Raw genomic sequence first — 18,483 nt, 5'->3', positions numbered from 1 at the left:
AGCCTGCCCGCGCCCCGTCGCCGCACCTGAGCCCGCGCACCGCGTACCGCGCCATGCTGCGCTCCCGGCGCCCCGGCCGTCGCCGGTGAACCGGCCGCAGGCCCGCCGTATCCGCTGACCCCGCGCCCCTGCCTGCCCGCCGGCGGCCCACCCGCCGCCCGGTGCGTCACTCTCCGGAGCCTTCCGTGCGCATCCTGCTGCTGTCCACCGCCGACACCGACCTGCTCGCCGCCCGGGCCAGCGGCGCCGGCTACCGGCTGGCCAACCCCGCCCGGGTCGCCGCCGACGCCGTGCCGGCGCTGCTCGACGGCATCGACCTCGCCGTCGTACGGCTGCTCGGCGGCCGGCAGGCGTGGCCGGACGGCCTGGCGGCCGTGCTCGGCTCCGGGGTGCCGACGGTCGTCCTCGGCGGCGAGGCGGTCCCCGACGCCGAGCTGATGGCCGCGTCCACCGTGGCCTCCGGGGTGGCCACCGACGCCCTGGCGTACCTGGTCGAGGGCGGGCCGGGCAACCTCGCCGAGCTGGCCCGGTTCCTCTCCGACACGGTGCTGCTCACCGGCGAGGGCTTCGTCCCGCCCGCGTCGACCCCCGGGCACGGCGTCCACGGCGAGCGCCCCCACAAGCCCGAGCGGCCGACCGTCGGGATCGTCTTCTACCGGGCGCACGCCCTCGCCGGGAACACCGCCTTCGTCGACTCCCTCGCCGACGCGGTCGACGCCGCCGGGGCGAACCCCCTGCCGATCTTCTGCGGCTCGCTGCGCGGGCTCGCCCCCGGCGACGGGCCGCTGGAGCTGTTCGCCCGCTGTGACGCCCTCGTCGTCACCGTGCTCGCCGCCGGCGGGACCGTGGCCGCCGACGCCTCCGGCGGGGGCGACGACGACGCCTGGGACGTCGGCGCGCTCGCCGCCCTCGACGTGCCGATCGTGCAGGCGCTCTGCCTCACCAGCACCCGCGAGCAGTGGGCCGGCAGCGACGCCGGGCTGTCGCCGCTGGACGCCGCCATGCAGGTGGCCATCCCCGAGTTCGACGGCCGGATCGTCACCGTGCCGTTCTCGTTCAAGCGCATCGACGCCGACGGGCTGTCGGTCTACGAGCCCGACCCCGAGCGGGCCGCCCGGGTCGCCGGGATCGCCGCGCGCCAGGCCCGGCTGCGGCACGTGCCGGGCGCCGACAAGCGGCTGGCGATCGTGCTCAGCTCCTACCCGACGAAGCACTCCCGGGTCGGCAACGCCGTCGGCCTGGACACCCCCGCCTCGGCGGTGCGGCTGCTCGCCGCGCTGGCCGCCGCCGGCTACCACCTCGGCGACCGGCCCGTGCCCGACGACGGGGACGCGCTCATCCACGCCCTGATCGCCGCCGGCGGCCACGACGTGGAGTGGCTCACCCCCGAGCAGCTCGCCGCCGCCGACGCCCGGGTGCCGCAGGCGAGCTACCGGCGCTGGTTCGACGCGGTCCCGGCCGGGCTGCGCGAGCGGATCCGCGAGCACTGGGGCGAGCCGCCCGGCGAGCTGTACGTCGACGACGGCCACGTCGTGCTCGCCGGCCTGCGGCTGGGCAACGTGCTGCTGGCGATCCAGCCGCCGCGCGGCTTCGGCGAGAACCCGATCGCCATCTACCACGACCCCGACCTGCCGCCCAGCCACCACTACCTCGCCGCGTACCGCTGGCTGGCCGCGCCGGAGGCCGACGGCGGGTTCGGGGCGGACGCCGTGGTGCACCTCGGCAAGCACGGCACCCTGGAGTGGCTGCCCGGCAAGGGCCTCGGTCTGGCCGCCGACTGCGCCCCCGACGCCGTCCTCGGCGACCTGCCGCTGGTGTACCCGTTCATCGTCAACGACCCCGGCGAGGGCACCCAGGCCAAGCGCCGCGCCCACGCCGTCGTCGTCGACCACCTCGTCCCGCCGATGGCCCGCGCCGAGACGTACGGCGACCTGGCGAAGCTCGAACAGCTCCTCGACGAGTACGCCACCGTGCAGGCGCTCGACCCGGCGAAGGTGCCGACGGTGCGGGCGCAGATCTGGGACCTGGTGCGCGCCGCCGAGCTGCACCACGATCTGCACACCGCGGACATGCCCGCCGCCGACGACTTCGACGACTTCGTGCTGCACCTCGACGGGTACCTGTGCGAGGTCAAGGACGTGCAGATCCGCGACGGCCTGCACGTCCTCGGCGGCGCGCCCACCGGCGAGGCCCGGGTCAACCTGGTCCTCGCCGTGCTGCGCGCCCCCCAGGTGTGGGGCGGGGTGCGCGCCCTGCCCGGCCTGCGCCAGGCGCTCGCCGCCGCGTACGGCCTCGACGAGGCCGCCCTGCTCGCCGAGCCGGGACGGCGCATCGCCGTGCCGACGGAGCTGACCGACGTGGCCGACGGCCCCGCCGGCACCGCCGCCGACGCCGTCGACCTGATCGAGGGGCTGGCCCGCCGCCTCGTCGTCGCCATGGAGACCCTCGGCTGGGCCGCCGACGCAGACGACGACAGCGCCGTCGCCGACCGTGTCGATGCCGTCGTCGCGGAGGTCGCCGGCCGGGCGATCCCCGACGCCGCCGACGTGCTGCGCTTCGCCGCCCGCGAGGTGGTGCCCCGGCTGGCGCGGACCACCGACGAGGTCGACCGGGTGCTCGGCGCGCTCGACGGCCGGTTCGTGCCGCCCGGCCCGTCCGGCTCGCCCACCCGGGGCCTGGTCAACGTGCTGCCCACCGGCCGCAACTTCTACTCCGTCGACCCGAAGGCCATCCCCAGCCGCAACGCCTGGGACGTCGGCGTGGCCCTCGCGGACTCGCTGCTGGCCCGGCACCTCGCCGACACCGGCGCCTATCCCCGCTCGGTGGGGCTCACCGTCTGGGGGACCAGCGCCATGCGCACCCAGGGCGACGACGTCGCCGAGGTGCTCGCCCTGCTCGGCTGCCGCCCCACCTGGGACGACCGGTCCCGCCGGGTCACCGGCGTCGAGGTGGTGCCGCTCGCCGAGCTGGGTCGGCCCCGCGTCGACGTCACCGTCCGCATCTCCGGGTTCTTCCGCGACGCGTTCCCGCACGTCGTCGCGCTGATCGACGACGCGGTGCGTCGCGTCGCCGCCCTCGCGGAGCCAGCCGAGGAGAACTACGTCGCCGCGCACGTCGCCGCCGACCTCGCCGAGCACGGCGACGAGCGCCGGGCCACCGCCCGCGTCTTCGGCTCCAAACCGGGGGCGTACGGGGCGGGGCTGCTGCCGCTGATCGACGCCCGCAACTGGCGCAGCGACGCCGACCTCGCCGAGGTGTACGCCGTCTGGGGCGGCTACGCGTACGGCCCCGGCCTGGACGGGCGGGAGGCCCGCGCCGACATGGAACGCTCCTTCGCCCGCATCGCCGTGGCGGTGAAGAACCAGGACACCCGCGAGCACGACATCGTCGACTCCGACGACTACTTCCAGTACCACGGCGGGATGGTGGCGATGGTCCGTCACCTCACCGGCGTCGCCCCCGCCGCGTACGTGGGGGACTCGGCGATGCCGCACGACGTGCGCACCCGCACCCTCGGCGAGGAGACCCGGCGGGTGTTCCGGGCCCGGGTGGTGAACCCGAAGTGGATCGCCGCGATGCGCCGGCACGGCTACAAGGGCGCGTTCGAGCTGGCCGCCACCGTGGACTACCTGTTCGGCTACGACGCCACCGCCGGCGTCGTGGACGACTGGATGTACGAGCGCCTCGCCGCCGCGTACGTCTTCGACGACACCACCCGGCAGTTCCTGGAGCAGTCCAACCCGTGGGCGCTGCGCGGCATCACCGAGCGGCTCCTGGAGGCCGCCGACCGGGGGATGTGGGCCGCCCCGGAGCCGGCCACCCTCGACCGGCTCCGCGAGACGTACCTGGCCAGCGAGGGCGACCTGGAGGACCGGCAATGAGTGTGTTCCCCTTCTCCGCCGTGCTCGGCATGGCCGACATGCGCCTCGCGCTGCTGCTCAACGCCGTCAGCCCGGCCATCGGCGGGGTCCTCGTGCGGGGCGAGAAGGGCACCGCGAAGTCCACCGCCGTGCGGGCCCTGGCCGCCCTGCTGCCGCCCGTCGACCAGGTCGCCGGTTGCCGGTTCGCCTGCGACCCGGCGGCACCGGACCCGTCCTGCCCCGACGGCCCGCACCCGGCCGCCGTGGAGGACCCGCACCCGGGCGGCGCGGCGGAGGGGGACCGCGCGGCCGCGCCCGTCGAGCGTCGCCCGGCCCGCCTGGTCGAGCTGCCCGTCGGCGCCGCCGAGGACCGGGTGGTCGGCTCGCTGGACCTGGAGCGGGCCCTCGCCGAGGGGGTACGCGCCTTCGAGCCCGGCCTGCTCGCCGCCGCCCACCGGGGCGTGCTCTACGTCGACGAGGTCAACCTGCTGCACGACCACCTCGTCGACCTGCTCCTCGACGCCGCCGCGATGGGCCGCAACCACGTCGAGCGGGAGGGCGTGTCGGTCAGCCACGCGTCCCGGTTCCTGCTGGTGGGCACGATGAACCCGGAGGAGGGCGAGCTGCGCCCGCAGCTGCTGGACCGGTTCGGCCTGACCGTGGAGGTGGCCGCCAGCCGCGACCCGGCCGTGCGGGTGGAGGTGGTGCGCCGCCGGCTCGCCGCCGACGCCGACCCGGCCGGGTTCGCCGCCCGGTGGGCCGACGCCGACGCCCAGGTGGCCCGGCGGGTCGCCGCCGCCCGGGACCGGCTCGGCCGGGTGCGGCTGCCCGACGCCGCGCTGCGCCAGATCGCCGAGGTGTGCGCCGCGTTCGACGTGGACGGGATGCGCGCCGACATCGTCACCGCCCGCGCCGCGATGGCGCACGCCGCCTGGCAGGACCGGACGGTGGTGACCGCCGAGGACGTCCGGGTCGCCGCCCGGCTCGCCCTGCCGCACCGCCGCCGCCGCGACCCGTTCGACGCCCCGGGGCTGGACGAGGACCGCCTCGACGAGGCGTTGCGGCGGGCCGCCGACGCGCACCCCGACGACGACCCGCCCGCCCCCGACGGCGACGGCGACGGCTCGGGCGACGGCGGCGGCCCCGGGGGCGGCCCGGATGGCGGCGGCCCCGGGGGCGGTGGCGGTCCCGACGGAGGTGGCCCGGACGGCGGTGGCCCGGCGGGAGGCGGCGACCCCGGGAACGGGACGGCGGGTGGCGGCTCGGCGAACGGCTGGCACGACGGCGACGGCGACGGCTCCGGCGACGGCACAGCCGGGTCGACCGCCGACACCAGGGATCCGGGAGAGCCCGGGGACCAGCCCGCAGCCCGGCGCGGGAACCAGCCCGCCGGCCGGCCCGACGACTGGCCCGCCGACCAGCCGGTCGACCGGCCCGGGGAGCAGGGCGGCGGCGGGCGGCAGCGGGTGGCCGTACCCCAGCGGGGGTTGACGGCCCGGCTGCTCACCGCGCCCGGCGTCGGCGACGGGGTGCCCGGCCGGCGGTCGCGGGCCCGCACCGGCCGGGGCCGCACCACCGGGGCGCGGACCCCGCGCGCCGGCCGGCCCGGCCCGCTGCACCTGCCGGCGACGGTCCGCGCCGCCGCCGGGCGTCAGGCGGCCCGGGGCCGGGCCGGTGGGCCGCTGCGGCTGCGCCCGGCCGACCTGCGCGAGGCGGTCCGCGAGGGGCGCGAGGGCAACCTCGTGCTGTTCGTCGTCGACGCCAGCGGCTCGATGGGCGCGCGCGAGCGGATGTCCGCCGTGAAGGGGGCCGTGCTCGCCCTGCTCACCGACGCCTACCAGCGGCGGGACAAGGTGGCCGTGGTCGCGTTCCGGGGCGTCGGCGCGCGGACCCTGCTGCCGGCGACGTCGTCGGTGCTGGCCGCCTCCGCCCGCCTCGCCGACCTGCCCACCGGCGGGCGCACCCCGCTCGCGGAGGGCCTCGCCGCCGCCGCCGAGCTGCTGCGGGTGGAGCGGCTGCGCGACCCGAAGCGGCGTCCCCTCGTGCTGGTGCTCACCGACGGCCGGGCCACCGCCGGGCCCCGCCCGCTGGAGCGGGCCGACCGCGCGGCGGCGCTGCTCGCCGCCACCGGCGCCCCGTGCGTGGTCGTCGACTGCGAGTCCGGCCCGGTCCGCCTGCACCTGGCCCGCCGCCTGGCCACCCATCTCAACGCCCGACACCACCCCCTCACGGCCCTCACGCACAGCGATCTTGCACTTCGGGCCCGGACGAAGGGGGCGAAAGCGGTGCAAGCGGGGGCCGCAACTGCAAGATCGCGGAGAGCCGGCGGGACGAGCCAGCAGGACAGGAGTGTGCGCTGATGCCGCAGGGTAGGCCGGAACGGGTGCCCGCCGACGGGCTGACCACGCGGCAGCGGCGGCACCGGCCGCTGCTGATCGTCCACACCGGGCAGATGAAGGGCAAGTCGACCGCCGCGTTCGGGCTGGCGCTGCGCGCCTGGACCGCCGGGCTGCCGATCGGGGTGTTCCAGTTCGTCAAGAGCGCCAAGTGGCGGGTGGGCGAGGAGAACGCCTTCCGCGCCCTCGGCGAGGTGCACGAGCGCACCGGCCAGGGCGCGCCGGTCGCCTGGCACAAGATGGGCGAGGGCTGGTCGTGGATCCAGCGCGGCGGCGAGGCCGACCACGCCGCCGACGCACTGGAGGGCTGGCGGCAGATCCAGCGGGACCTGGCCGCGCAGCGCTACGGCCTGTACGTGCTCGACGAGTTCACGTACCCGATGAAGTGGGGCTGGGTCGACGTCGACGAGGTCGTGGCGACGCTGGCCGACCGGCCCGGCTTCCAGCACGTCGTCATCACCGGCCGCGACGCCGACCCGCGCCTGGTCGCCGCCGCCGACCTGGTCGCCGAGCTGACCAAGGTCAAGCACCCGATGGACGCCGGCCAGAAGGGCCAGAAGGGCATCGAATGGTGAGCACCGGGTGGGCGCTGCCCCGGGTGGTGGTCGCCGCCCCGGCCAGCGGCCACGGCAAGACGACCGTGGCGACCGGACTGCTCGGCGCGCTGCGCCGCCGCGGCCTGACCGTCAGCCCGCACAAGGTGGGCCCCGACTACATCGACCCCGGCTACCACGGCCTCGCCGCCGGCCGGCCGGGCCGCAACCTCGACCCGTGGCTGGTCGGGCCGGAGCGCGTCGCGCCGCTGCTGCGCCACGGCGCGAGCGTCCCCACGCCCGCCGACGTCGCCGTGATCGAGGGGGTGATGGGCCTGCACGACGGCGCGGTCGGCCGCCGGGGGTACGCCTCCACGGCCCACGTCGCCACCCTCGTCGACGCCCCCGTGCTGCTGGTGCTCGACACCACCGCCCAGGGCCGTTCCGCCGCCGCCCTGGTGCTGGGCATGCGCGCGTTCGACGAGCGGGTACGCGTCGGCGGGGTCATCCTCAACCGGGTCGGCTCGCCCCGGCACGAGACGCTGCTGCGCGACGCCCTCGCCGAGGTGGGCGTGCCGGTGCTCGGGGCGGTCAGCCGGTCCGTGGAGGTCGCCGCCCCGTCGCGCCACCTGGGTCTCGTGCCGGTCGCCGAGCGGGCGCCGGAGTCCCTGGCGGTCGTGGCCGCCCTCGCCGACCTGGTCGCCGCCACCGTCGACCTCGACGCGGTGCTCGACCTGGCCCGCAGCGCCCCGCCGCTGACCGCCCCCGCCTGGGACCCGGTCGCCGCCGTCGGTGGCCCGGTGAGCACCGCCCCCGTCGGCGGCCCGACCAGCACCGGCGGCCCGACGGTCGCGGTCGCCGCCGGGGCGGCCTTCACCTTCTCGTACGCCGAGACCGCCGAACTCCTCGCGGCGGCCGGGGCGACCGTGGCCCCGTTCGACCCGCTGCGCGACCCCGGCCTGCCGGCCGGCACCCGGGCGGTGGTGATCGGCGGCGGCTTCCCGGAGGCGCACGCCGACGCGCTCGCCGGCAACGCCGCGCTGCGCGCCGAGCTGGCCGCGTTCGACGGGCCCGTCGTCGCCGAGTGCGCCGGCCTGCTCTACCTGGGCCGCTCCCTCGACGGGGCGCCGATGTGCGGGCGGCTGGACCTGACCGCCCGGATGACCGGCCGGCTCACCCTCGGCTACCGGGAGGCGGTGGCCGCCGCCGACTCCCCGGTGACCCGGGCCGGCGAGCGGGTACGCGGCCACGAGTTCCACCGCACCGTCACCGACCCCGGCCACGGCGACACCCCGGCGTGGCGCTTCGACGGCGCGGCGCACGGCTTCGTCGACGGCCGGGTGCACGCCTCCTACCTGCACGTCCACTGGGCCGGCCAGCCGCACGCCGCCCGCCGCCTCGTGCGGGCGTGCCGGTGACCGCCCCGGCGTCGCGCCCCGCACGGGCGGCGCGCCCCGGCGGGCCCGTGCTGACCGGCGTCGGGGTCGGGCCGGGCGACCCCGAGCTGCTGACCGTGAAGGCGGTGCGGGTGCTGCGCGAGGCCGACGTGGTGTTCGTCCCGGTGATGGCCGAGCACCCCGGCACCCCGGCCGGCCCCGACGGGACCGGGACCGGCCCGGGGGTGGCGGACGGCGGCGGGCGGGCCGAGGCGACCGTCCGGTCGTACGTGGACGATCGCCGGGTGCGACGGCTGCCGTTCGCCCTCGACGACCGGGGCGGCGTCACCGCCCGCCGCCGGGCCGCCTGGGACGCCGCCGCCCGCGCGGTGACCGACGCGTTCGACGCCGGGGCGGGGCGGGTCGCGTTCGCCACCATCGGCGACCCGAACGTCTACTCCACCTTCGGTTACCTAACCCACGGCGTGCGCGCGCTGCGGCCGGCGGTGCGGGTCGACACGGTGCCCGGGATCACCGCCATGCAGGACCTCGCCGCCCGCAGCGGCACCGTGCTCTGCGAGGGGCGCGAGCCGCTGACCCTGCTGCCCGCCACCGCCGGGCCGGAGCTGTTCGCCGCCGCCCTGGCCGGGCCGGGGACGGTGGTCGCGTACAAGGGTTGGCGGCGGCACCCCGAGCTGGTGGCCGAGCTGCGCCGGCAGGGCCGCCTCGGCGACGCGGTGCTGGGCCGGGGTCTCGGCCTGCCCGGGGAACGGATCGGCCCGGCGGACCCCGACGACGGCGACCTGCCGTACCTGTCGACGCTGCTCGTCCCGGCCCGCCGGGACACCCGGGGAGGCAAGCTGTGACCACCGCAGGAGACACCGCCGGCGCGCCGGCGACCACCGGGAAGGTGTGGTTCGTGGGGGCCGGGCCGGGCGCGGCCGACCTGCTCACCCTGCGCGCCGCCCGGGTGATCGGCGCGGCCGACGTGGTGGTCTGGGCGGCGAGCCTGGTGCACGCCGACGTGCTCGACCACGCCCGCGCCGACGCCGAGATCGTCGACTCCTCGCAGCTGCCGATGGAGGGCGTGCTGCCGCTCTACGAGCGGGCCGCCGCCCGGGGGCTGACCGTGGCGCGGATCCACTCCGGCGACCCGGCGCTGTGGGGGGCGGTGCAGGAGCAGCTCGACCTGTGCCGGGCCCTCGGGCTGGCCGTCGAGGTGGTGCCCGGGGTGTCCGCGTTCACCGCCGTCGCCGCGCTCGTCGGCCGGGAACTGACCATTCCCGAGGTCGCCCAGTCGGTGATCCTCACCCGGCTGGAGGGCGGCAGGACGCCGATGCCGCCCGGCGAGCGGGTCCGCGACTTCGCCCGGCACGGCACCACCATGGCGCTGTTCCTCTCCGCCGCCCGCTCCGGGCAGGTGCAGGCCGAGCTGCTGGCCGGCGGCTACCCGGCGGACACCCCGGCCGTGGTGGCGTACCAGGCGACGTGGCCGGACGAGCTGGTGGTGCGCTGCACCGTCGGCACGCTGGAGGCCACCGTCAAGCGGCACCGGCTGTGGAAGCACACCCTGTTCCTCGTCGGGCCGGCGCTGGCCGCCGCCGGCACCCGCTCGCACCTCTATCACCCCGGGCACTTCCACACCTTCCGTCGGGCCGAGCCGGCCGCCCGCGCGCAGCTGCGCCGCCGCCGCGAGGAGACCCCCGGCGACGACGGCGGGGCCGCCGGGACAGGGCGGGCCGGATGACGTACCCCGAGCCGGAGCTGCGCGAGCCGGACCTGCCGCGTACCGCGAAGGTCCGGCCCACCGCGCTGCGCACCGGCTGGACGACCGGCGCGTGCGCCACCGCGGCGGCGAAGGCGGCGGTGACCGCGCTGGTCACCGGCGTGCCGCAGCGGCAGGTGGAGATCGGCCTGCCCGCCGGCAGCCGGGTCGCCTTCCCCGTGGCCCGCTGCGACCTCGCCGACCCGCCCGGCGCGGGCGCGGAGGCCGTGGTCGTCAAGGACGCCGGGGACGACCCGGACGTCACGCACGGCGCGCACCTCACCGCCACCGTCGGCTGGCGCGACGCCCCCGGCCTCGACCTGGCCGGCGGGCCGGGCGTCGGCACCGTCACCAAGCCGGGCCTCGGGCTCGCCGTCGGCGGCCCGGCGATCAACGAGACGCCGCGCCGCATGATCGGCCAGGCCGTCGCCGAGGTGGTCGACCTCACCGAGGTCGGGGTACGGGTGGTCATCAGCGTCCCCGGCGGGGAGGTGATGGCCCGCAAGACCACCAACCGGCGGCTCGGCATCCTCGGCGGCATCTCCATCCTCGGCACCACCGGGATCGTGCGGCCCTTCTCGACGGCGTCCTGGCGGGCCAGCGTGGTGCAGGCCGTGCACGTCATGGCCGCCCAGGGGGAGCGGACGGTGGTGCTGTGCACCGGCGGGCGCACCGAACGGGCCGCCCGCGCCCTGCTGCCCGACCTGCCCGAGGTGTGCTTCGTCGAGGTCGGTGACTTCACCGGCGCGGCCGTCACCGCCGCCGTCGGCGACGGCCTGACCCGGGTGGCGTTCGTCGGGATGGCCGGCAAGCTGGCCAAACTCGCCGCCGGGGTGCTGATGACCCACTACACCCGCTCCAAGGTGGACCTGTCGCTGCTCGGCGCGGTCACCGCCGACGCCGGCGGGGGGCCGGCCCTGGTGGCCGAGGTGGTGGCGGCGAACACCGGCCGGCACGCGTACGAGCTGTGGGAGGCCGCCGGGCTGCTGCGCCCCGCCGGGGACCTGCTCTGCGCCCGGGTCCGCCAGGTGCTGCTGCGCTTCGCCGGGCACGCCGTCGACGTCGACGTGGCGATGGTCGACTTCGCCGGGGAGCGCCTCGTCGCCTCCTCGGGCCGGTGGGCGCCGTGATCCCCGCGGAGGGGCCGGTGGGCGGCGTGCTCCCGGGCGACGCCCCGCCGGGCCGGGTGACCCGCGCCGCCGACGCCCCCGTGACCGTCGTCGGCGTCGACGCGGGCGGCGCGCCGCCGCATCCCGCCGCCGCCGAGGCCCTCGCCGGGGCGTGGCTGGCCGTCGGCGCGGCCCGGCACCTCGCCGCCGTCGCGCTGCCCGCCGGCTGCGCCACGGTCACCCTCGGCCCCCTCGCTCCCGCGTTGGCCCGGCTCACCGCCGCCGTCGCCGCCGGCACGCCCACGGTGGTGCTGGCCAGCGGCGACCCGGGGCTGTTCGGCATCGTGCGCCGGCTGCGCGCCCAGGGGCTGCCCCTGCGGGTGCTGCCCGCCGTGTCCAGCGTGGCCGCCGCGTTCGCCCGCGCCGGCCTGCCCTGGGACGGCGCGGCCGTGGTCAGCGCCCACGGCCGCGACCCGCGGCCCGCGCTCAACGCCGCCCGGGCGCTGCCGGCGGTCGCCGTGCTCACCGCCCCCGGCGCGGGGGCCGCCGAGATCGGCGCGGGCCTGGTCGGCTGGCCGCGCCGGCTCGTCGTCGCCGAGCACCTCGGCACCCCGGCCGAGCGGATCGTCGAGACCACCCCGCAGGCTGCCGCCGCCACCGCCTGGGCCGACCCGCACGTGCTGCTCAGCCTCGCCGACCCGGCACCGGCCGACCCGCCCGGCCCCGCCGCCGATCTCGGCACCGGCCCGGCGGCGGCCGGCGCGGCGGCGATCGGGGCGGCGGCCGGGGCGCGGGCCGACAACCAGCCGGCCGCCGCGCCCGCCGGGGGCTGGGCGCTGCCCGAGGACGCCTACGCCCACCGCGACTCCATGATCACCAAGGCGGAGGTGCGGGCCCTCGCCGTGGCCCGGTTGCGGCCCCGCCTCGGCCGCCTCGTCTGGGACGTCGGCGCGGGCAGCGGCTCCGTCGGCATCGAGTGCGCCCTGCTCGGCGCGGCCGTGATCGCCGTCGAACGCGACCCGGACGCCGTCGGCCTCGTCCGGCGCAACGCCGCCGCGCACCGGGTCGACGTGCGGGTCGTCGCCGGGTCCGCGCCGGCGGCGCTGGCCGGGCTGCCCGACCCGGACGCCGCCTTCGTCGGCGGCGGCGGCCTGGCCGCCCTCGCCGCCGTGGCCGCCCGCCGGCCCGCCCGCGTGGTCGCCGCCCTCGCCGCCCTGGACCGGGTCGCCCCCGCCCTCGACCTGCTGCGCGGGCACGGCTACCGCGCCGAGGGCGTGCAGCTGTCCGCCGCCCGGCTGGCCGACCTGCCCGGCGGGTCGGTGCGGCTCGCCGCCACCAACCCGGTGTTCGTCCTCACCGCCGACCGCCCACCTTCCCCCGGGGAGCGCAGATGACCCGCATCGGACTCGTCGCGGCCACCGCCGCCGGCCGCCGGCACGCCCGCACCCTCGCCGCCGCCTGGCCGCACGCCCGCCTCGTCGAGGCCGACACCGCCGCCGACGCGCTGCGCGCCGCGTTCACCGGCCACGACGCCGTCGTCGCGTTCCTCGCCACCGGGGCGGTGGTGCGGATCCTCGCCCCGCTGCTCGGCGACAAGCGCACCGACCCGGCCGTCGTGGTCGTCGACGAGGCCGCCCGGCACGCCGTGGCGCTGCTCGGCGGGCACGTTGGTGGCGCGAACGCCCTCGCCGCCGACGTCGGCGCGCTGCTCGACGCCCGGCCGGTGGTCACCACCGCCACCGACGCGGCGGACCTGCCCGGCCTGGACACCCTCGGCTGGCCCGTCGAGGGGGCGGTCGCCGCCGTGACCCGGGCCCTGCTCGACGGCGAGCCGGTGCGGCTGGTCGCCGACGCGGCCTGGCCGCTGCCGGCCCTGCCGCCGCACGTGCGCGCCGACGCCCCCGCCGACGCGCCCCGGCTGCTCGTCACCGACCGGGTGGTGCCGCTCGACGGGCGCACCGCCGTGCTCCGGCCGCCGTCGCTGGTCGTCGGCGTGGGCGGCAGCCGGGGCGTGCCCGCCGGGCAGGTGCGCGACCTGCTCGACCGGGTGCTCGCCGCCGCCGGCCTGAGCCCGGCCAGCGTCCGCTGCCTGGCCAGCGCCGACATCAAGGCCGACGAGGCGGGCATCCGGGCGACCGCCGACGCGCTCGGCGTACCCCTGGTGACGCATCCCGCGGCGGACCTGGCGGCGGTCGACGTGCCGCACCCCAGCGAGGTGGTCCGCGCGGCCGTCGGCACGCCCAGCGTCGCGGAGGCCGCCGCGCTGCTCGGCGAGCCCGGCCGGCGCGCCGACGCGGCGCTGGTCGCGCCGAAGACCGCGTCGGCGATGGCCACCGTCGCGGTGGCCCGGCACGCCCCGCGCGGCCGGCTCGCGATCGTCGGCCTCGGCCCCGGCGCGGCCGACCTGCGCACCCCCCGCGCCCTCGCCGAGCTGCGCCGCGCCGCCGTGGTCGTCGGCCTCGACCAGTACGTCGACCAGGTGCGCGACGTGCTGCGACCCGGCACCCGGATCCTCGCCAGCGGCCTCGGCGCGGAGGAGGAACGCGCCCGCGCCGCCGTCGCCGAGGCCGCCGCCGGGCACGCCGTGGCGCTGGTCGGCTCCGGCGACGCCGGGGTGTACGCGATGGCCAGCCCCGCCCTGGAGTACGCCGACGACCGCGTCGACGTCGTCGGCGTCCCCGGGGTGACCGCCGCGCTCGCCGCGTCGGCGCTGCTCGGCGCGCCGCTGGGCCACGACCACGCCTACCTGAGCCTGTCGGACCTGCACACCCCGTGGGAGGTCATCGAGCGGCGCGTCGCCGCCGCCGCCGAGGGCGACTTCGTGGCCCTGCTGTACAACCCGCGCAGCCGCGCCCGGGACTGGCAGCTCGCCGCCGCGCTGAAGACGTTCGCCGCGCACCGGCCGCCGGACACCCCGGTCGGGGTGGTGCGCAACGCCAGCCGGCCCGGCGAACGCGTGCACCTGGCCACCCTCGCCACCCTCGATGCGGCCGTGGTCGACATGTACAGCGTGGTGGTGGTCGGCAGCAGCCGCACCCGGCTCGTCGCCGGCCGGATGGTCACCCCGCGCGGCTACCGGTGGCGCGCGTGAGCGCCCCCGTGACCATCGACGGCTGCCAGGGATGCGGCGCGTGCCTGCTGACCTGCCCCACCCACGCGATCCGACCCACCCCCGGCGGGCTGCTGGTCCGCGCGCAGGCGTGCACCGGCTGCCTGGAGTGCCTGGAGATCTGCCCGGTCGACGCCATCCGCGTCACCGGCACCGACCCCTGTGGAGGAACCCGATGAGTTCGACCGTGGTCAGCGCCGCACCCCCGGCGGGCCGGTGGAGCCGCGCCGAGCGGGTACGCCTCGGCGGCATCGTGCTCGCCGTCGCCGTGCTGCACGTCGCCGGCTGGAGCCTCTACCTCTACTGGAACGGCCAGCCCGCGGCGGCCGGCGGGCTGGCCGGCGCCGGCACCCTCGCGTACGCCCTCGGGGTGCGGCACGCCTTCGACGCCGACCACATCGCCGCCATCGACGACACCACCCGGCTGATGCTGCTGCGCGGCCGGCGTCCCGTCGGGGTCGGCTTCTTCTTCGCCCTCGGCCACAGCGCCGTGGTGCTGCTGCTCGCCCTGATCGTCGGGCTCGCCTCGACCAGCCTCGCCGGCCCCGGCCTGGCCCAGGCCCGCGAGGTGGGCGCCACCGTCGCGATCGTCACCGCCACCCTGTTCCTGAGCCTCGTCGCCGGCCTCAACGCCGTGGTGCTCGGCGGCCTGGCCCGGCTGTGGCGGCGGCTGCGCCACGGCGACCTCGACGAGCGGGAGCTGGACCTGCACCTGCTCAACCGGGGCCTCGTGCAGCGGGTGCTGGGCTCCCGGGCGCGCTCGCTGGTGCGCTCGTCGTGGCACATGGCGCCCGTCGGCTTCCTGTTCGGCCTCGGCCTGGAGACGGCCAGCGAGGTGACCCTGCTCGCCCTGTCGGCGAGCACCGCCGCCGCCGGTGGGCTGCCCGTGCTGGCCCTGCTCACCCTGCCGCTGCTCTTCGCCGCCGGGATGTCCGCCATGGACACCGCCGACAGCCTGCTGATGAGCCGGGCGTACTCGTGGGCGTACCGGCAGCCGGCCCGCCGGCTCTACTACAACCTCGCCACCACCGGCATGACCGTGCTCGTCGGTGCGCTCGTGGCCAGCGTCTACCTCGCCGGGCTGCTCGTCGACCACCTCGGGGTGTCCGCCCTGGCCGGGTACGCCACCCTCGCCGAGCACTTCGAGCAGCTCGGCTACGCCGTCGTGGCGCTGTTCGCCCTGGCCTGGGTCGCCGCCGCCGCGCTGTGGAAGCTGCGCCGTTACGACGAGCGCTACGGGGCCCCGGCCGCCGACCGTCCCGCCGAGCGGGGCGAGCGCGCCGAGCCGGGGGAGGCGGGCCGGGTCGACCGCGCCGCGCCCGGGACGGCGGACCGGTGAGCCGCGTCGTGCACCCGATCGAGCGGCAGTCGTACGCGATCCTGCGCTCCCGGGTGGACCTGACCGGCCTGCCGCCGCTGACCCGGGCCGTCACCGAGCGGGTGGTGCACGCCAGTGCCGACCTCGACTACGTCACCGACCTGGTGTGCGACGAGGCGGCCCTGGCCGGCGGGCTGGCCGCCCTGCGCGGCGGCGCCGCGGTCGTCACCGACGTGGCGATGGTCGCCGCCGGGATCACCCGCCCCGGCCCCGGGCCGGTCTGCCCGATCGCCGAGCCGGCCACGGCCGCCCTGGCCCGCGCGGCGGGCATCACCCGCTCGGCGGCGGCCGTGCGGGTCGCGTACGACCGGGTGGGCCCCGGCGCGGTGTGGGTGGTCGGCTGCGCGCCCACCGCCCTGTTCGAACTGCTCGACCTCGGCGCGCGGCCGGCGCTGGTGGTCGGCCTGCCGGTCGGGTTCGTCGGCGCCGCCGAGAGCAAGGCGGGGCTGCGCGCCAGCGGCCTGCCCGCCGTGTCCAACGTCGGCGAGAAGGGCGGCTCGGCGGTCGCCGCCGCCGCCCTCAACGCCCTGCTGTACCTGGAGGAGACGTGACGAACCGACCCGAAGGAGCGCGGGGGCAGGACCGCACCCCGCTGCTGATCGTCGGCCACGGCACCCGCAGCGCCGCCGGGGTCGCCCAGTTCGCGGCCCTGGTCGACCGGATCCGCCGCCGCCGCGCCGTCGACGACGTCGAGGGCGGCTTCATCGAGCTGTCCCGCCCGCCGCTGACCGACGCGGTCGGCGCCCTCGCGGGCCGGGGGCACCGCCGGCTGGTGGCGCTGCCGCTGGTCCTCGCCGCCGCCGGGCACGGCAAGGGCGACATCCCGGCCGCGCTGGCCCGGGAGAAGCAGCGCTTCCCCGGCCTCCGCTACGCCTACGGCCGCCCGCTGGGCCCGCACCCGCTGCTGCACGACACCCTCGCCGACCGGATCGACGCCGCGCTGGCCGGCGCCGACCGGGCCGGGACGTGGGTGGCCCTGATCGGCCGGGGCTCCACCGACCCCGACGCCAACGCCGAGGTCACCAAGGTGGCCCGGCTGCTGTGGGAGGGGCGCGGCTATGCGGGCGTCGAACCGGGCTTCGTGTCGCTGGCCGAGCCGTCGGTGCCGGCCGTGCTGGAGCGGCTGCGCCGCCTCGGCGCGCGCCGGATCGTCGTCGCCCCGTACTTCCTGTTCGCCGGGGTGCTGCCGGACCGGATCGTGGCCCGGTCGGCGGAGTTCGCCGCCGCCCACCCGGACCTCGACGTGCGGGTGGCCGACCTGATCGGCGACTGCGACGCCCTCGCCGACCTGGTCCTGCAACGGCACGCCGAGGCGCTGCGCGGGGACATCCGGATGAACTGCGACACCTGCGCGTACCGGGTGGCGATGCCCGGCTTCGCCGACAAGGTGGGCCGGCCGCAGACCCCGCACGACCACCCCGACGACCCGGTCGGCGGCCACCACCATCACCACCACGGCGACGCGCACGGTCACCACCACCACGCCCACGAGGCGGGGCTGCGCCCGGGGCAGGTCGCCGTCGTCGGCGGCGGGCCGGGCCCCGACGACCTGATCACCGTACGGGGCCGGGCGCTGCTGGAGGCCGCCGACGTGGTGGTGGCCGACCGGCTCGCCCCGCGCGGGCTGCTGGCCCGGCTGCGCCCCGGGGTGCAGGTGATCGACGCGGCGAAGGTGCCCCGGGGCCCGTCGATGACGCAGGACGCCATCAACGAGGCGCTCGTCGCCCACGCCCGCGCCGGCCGGCGGGTGGTCCGGCTCAAGGGCGGCGACCCGTACGTCTTCGGGCGCGGCCACGAGGAGGTCCAGGCATGCGCGGCGGCCGGCGTGGAGACGGTCGTGGTGCCCGGGGTGAGCAGCGCCGTCGCCGCGCCCGCCCTGGCCGGCGTGCCGGTCACCCACCGGGGCGTCGCGCACGAGTTCACCGTGGTCTCCGGTCACCTGCCGCCGGGGCACCCCGGCTCGCTGGTGGACTGGGCGGCGCTGGGCCGGGCCCGGGGCACCCTCGTGCTGCTCATGGCCGTCGACACGATCGCGAAGATCGCCGCGGTGCTGGTGGAGCACGGCCGGGCCCCGGAGACCCCGGTGCTGGCGGTGCAGGACGCGGGGCACCCGACGCAGCGGACCCTCGCGGCCCGGCTCGACGAGATCGGCGCGCTGGCCGCCCGGGAGGACGTCGGGCCCCCGGCGGTCTTCGTCGTCGGCCCGGTCACCGCGCTCACGTGAGGGGAGGACCCCCGTGCTCGCGGGTCAGCACGAACACGAACGGCCGGTCGGTGCCCCGCAGGTCCATGACGCCGAGCAGGGTGCGCTCGTCGACCCGCCGGAACACGTCGTGGATGGGGAGGCGGTCGTAGCACATCGTCGCCGACACGACCCCCCGGTACTCGGTCATCCGCAGCCGCGCCGCCGGGCGGGTCGTGGTCAGCAGCGGCAGGGCCAGCGCGAAGGCCCTCGCGGCCAGGGGCGTGCGTACCGCGCCGGGCGGGCGGAGCAGCAGCCCCGTCGGCACCAGCGCCGGGTTGACGCTGACCAGCCTCCCGCCGGCGGCGAAGACCAGCGGGTGCACGTCCTCGGGGCCGTCGAACCGCTTGCCGTGCCATCCGTAGCGCTCCAGCAGGCCGTCGAGCGGGTGGCCCGTGGCGAAGCCGCTGCCCCGCCAGGAGCCGAGCATCTCCCCGACGGTGACCGGCGGGAGGCCGTCGAAGCAGGCCAGGGCCGTGGCCAGGTCGCCCGGGGCCGGCAGGGCGGCCGGGTGTTCCGGGGCCGGCCGGGCGGCTGCGGGAGCGGGGTCCGCCGCGCTCGACATGGTCGCATCTCCTTCGTCGCGTGGTCGGGTGGCCGACGTGGTGCCATCGACGGTACGCCCGGATCGTGCCGGCTGCGGGCGTCCCGGGCCGCCGGCCGAGCCCCGGCGGCCACGAACACTCTTCATATTCGCCCCGATCGGGCCTACGCT

Annotated in this window: 14 protein-coding genes; 13 read left to right on the top strand and 1 reads right to left on the bottom strand. The window is 78.3% G+C overall.

What is annotated here, in order from left to right; genetic code table 11:
* The first annotated feature begins 185 nt into the window (after nucleotides 1-185).
* Genes cobN through cobA form a run of 13 tightly spaced genes read left to right on the top strand, consistent with a single transcriptional unit; the run spans nucleotide 186 to nucleotide 17,750 of the window.
* Nucleotides 186-3,881: a cobaltochelatase subunit CobN gene (gene cobN, locus LPU61_RS24975; protein WP_229406333.1), complete on the top strand. Its 3,696-nt coding sequence runs from the start codon at nucleotides 186-188 to the stop codon at nucleotides 3,879-3,881.
* Entirely contained in the window at nucleotides 3,878-6,220 is a 2,343-nt protein-coding gene (locus LPU61_RS24970) for a VWA domain-containing protein (protein WP_229406332.1), read from the top strand. The genes cobN and LPU61_RS24970 overlap by 4 nt, the downstream gene beginning before the upstream one ends.
* A complete protein-coding gene (cobO, locus tag LPU61_RS24965) occupies nucleotides 6,220-6,831 on the top strand; it encodes a cob(I)yrinic acid a,c-diamide adenosyltransferase (RefSeq protein WP_043963416.1) in 612 nt (203 codons plus the stop codon). The genes LPU61_RS24970 and cobO overlap by 1 nt, the downstream gene beginning before the upstream one ends.
* Nucleotides 6,825-8,207, top strand: a complete 1,383-nt coding sequence (locus LPU61_RS24960) for a cobyrinate a,c-diamide synthase (protein ID WP_229406331.1) — start codon at nucleotides 6,825-6,827, stop codon at nucleotides 8,205-8,207. The genes cobO and LPU61_RS24960 overlap by 7 nt, the downstream gene beginning before the upstream one ends.
* Nucleotides 8,208-8,254: 47 nt before the next feature.
* Nucleotides 8,255-9,031: a precorrin-2 C(20)-methyltransferase gene (gene cobI, locus LPU61_RS24955; RefSeq protein WP_229406394.1), complete on the top strand. Its 777-nt coding sequence runs from the start codon at nucleotides 8,255-8,257 to the stop codon at nucleotides 9,029-9,031.
* Nucleotides 9,028-9,912 carry a precorrin-4 C(11)-methyltransferase gene (gene cobM, locus LPU61_RS24950; RefSeq protein WP_229406330.1) on the top strand — a complete coding sequence of 295 codons (885 nt, stop codon included), beginning with the start codon at nucleotides 9,028-9,030 and terminating at the stop codon, nucleotides 9,910-9,912. Before cobI ends, cobM begins: the two co-directional genes overlap by 4 nt.
* Entirely contained in the window at nucleotides 9,909-11,060 is a 1,152-nt protein-coding gene (locus tag LPU61_RS24945; RefSeq protein WP_043963419.1) for a cobalt-precorrin-5B (C(1))-methyltransferase, read from the top strand. The genes cobM and LPU61_RS24945 overlap by 4 nt, the downstream gene beginning before the upstream one ends.
* The gene (gene cbiE / locus LPU61_RS24940; RefSeq protein WP_374199712.1) at nucleotides 11,057-12,433 is read left to right on the top strand and encodes a precorrin-6y C5,15-methyltransferase (decarboxylating) subunit CbiE; all 1,377 of its coding nucleotides are present in this window, start codon (nucleotides 11,057-11,059) and stop codon (nucleotides 12,431-12,433) included. The genes LPU61_RS24945 and cbiE overlap by 4 nt, the downstream gene beginning before the upstream one ends.
* Nucleotides 12,430-14,130 (top strand): precorrin-3B C(17)-methyltransferase, encoded by a 1,701-nt coding sequence (gene cobJ / locus LPU61_RS24935; protein ID WP_229406329.1) that lies wholly within the window; start codon nucleotides 12,430-12,432, stop codon nucleotides 14,128-14,130. The genes cbiE and cobJ overlap by 4 nt, the downstream gene beginning before the upstream one ends.
* Nucleotides 14,127-14,327 carry a 4Fe-4S binding protein gene (locus tag LPU61_RS24930; RefSeq protein WP_357752714.1) on the top strand — a complete coding sequence of 67 codons (201 nt, stop codon included), beginning with the start codon at nucleotides 14,127-14,129 and terminating at the stop codon, nucleotides 14,325-14,327. Before cobJ ends, LPU61_RS24930 begins: the two co-directional genes overlap by 4 nt.
* A complete protein-coding gene (locus tag LPU61_RS24925; protein ID WP_229406328.1) occupies nucleotides 14,324-15,487 on the top strand; it encodes a HoxN/HupN/NixA family nickel/cobalt transporter in 1,164 nt (387 codons plus the stop codon). The genes LPU61_RS24930 and LPU61_RS24925 overlap by 4 nt, the downstream gene beginning before the upstream one ends.
* Entirely contained in the window at nucleotides 15,484-16,077 is a 594-nt protein-coding gene (locus LPU61_RS24920; protein ID WP_043964685.1) for a precorrin-8X methylmutase, read from the top strand. Before LPU61_RS24925 ends, LPU61_RS24920 begins: the two co-directional genes overlap by 4 nt.
* Complete coding sequence (gene cobA, locus LPU61_RS24915) at nucleotides 16,074-17,750, top strand: uroporphyrinogen-III C-methyltransferase (protein WP_043963423.1); 1,677 nt, start codon at nucleotides 16,074-16,076, stop codon at nucleotides 17,748-17,750. The genes LPU61_RS24920 and cobA overlap by 4 nt, the downstream gene beginning before the upstream one ends.
* Here cobA and LPU61_RS24910 read toward each other — a convergent pair.
* Nucleotides 17,743-18,333: a DUF4334 domain-containing protein gene (locus LPU61_RS24910; RefSeq protein WP_229406327.1), complete on the bottom strand. Its 591-nt coding sequence runs from the start codon at nucleotides 18,331-18,333 to the stop codon at nucleotides 17,743-17,745. The genes cobA and LPU61_RS24910 overlap by 8 nt on opposite strands.
* Nucleotides 18,334-18,483: the final 150 nt, after the last annotated feature.

Origin of the sequence: Micromonospora sp. NBRC 110038 (assembly GCF_020884815.1) — a bacterium.
In the GTDB taxonomy this organism is placed as follows: Bacteria; Actinomycetota; Actinomycetes; order Mycobacteriales; family Micromonosporaceae; genus Micromonospora; species Micromonospora haikouensis.
This window is presented reverse-complemented; position numbering and strand designations above follow the sequence as displayed.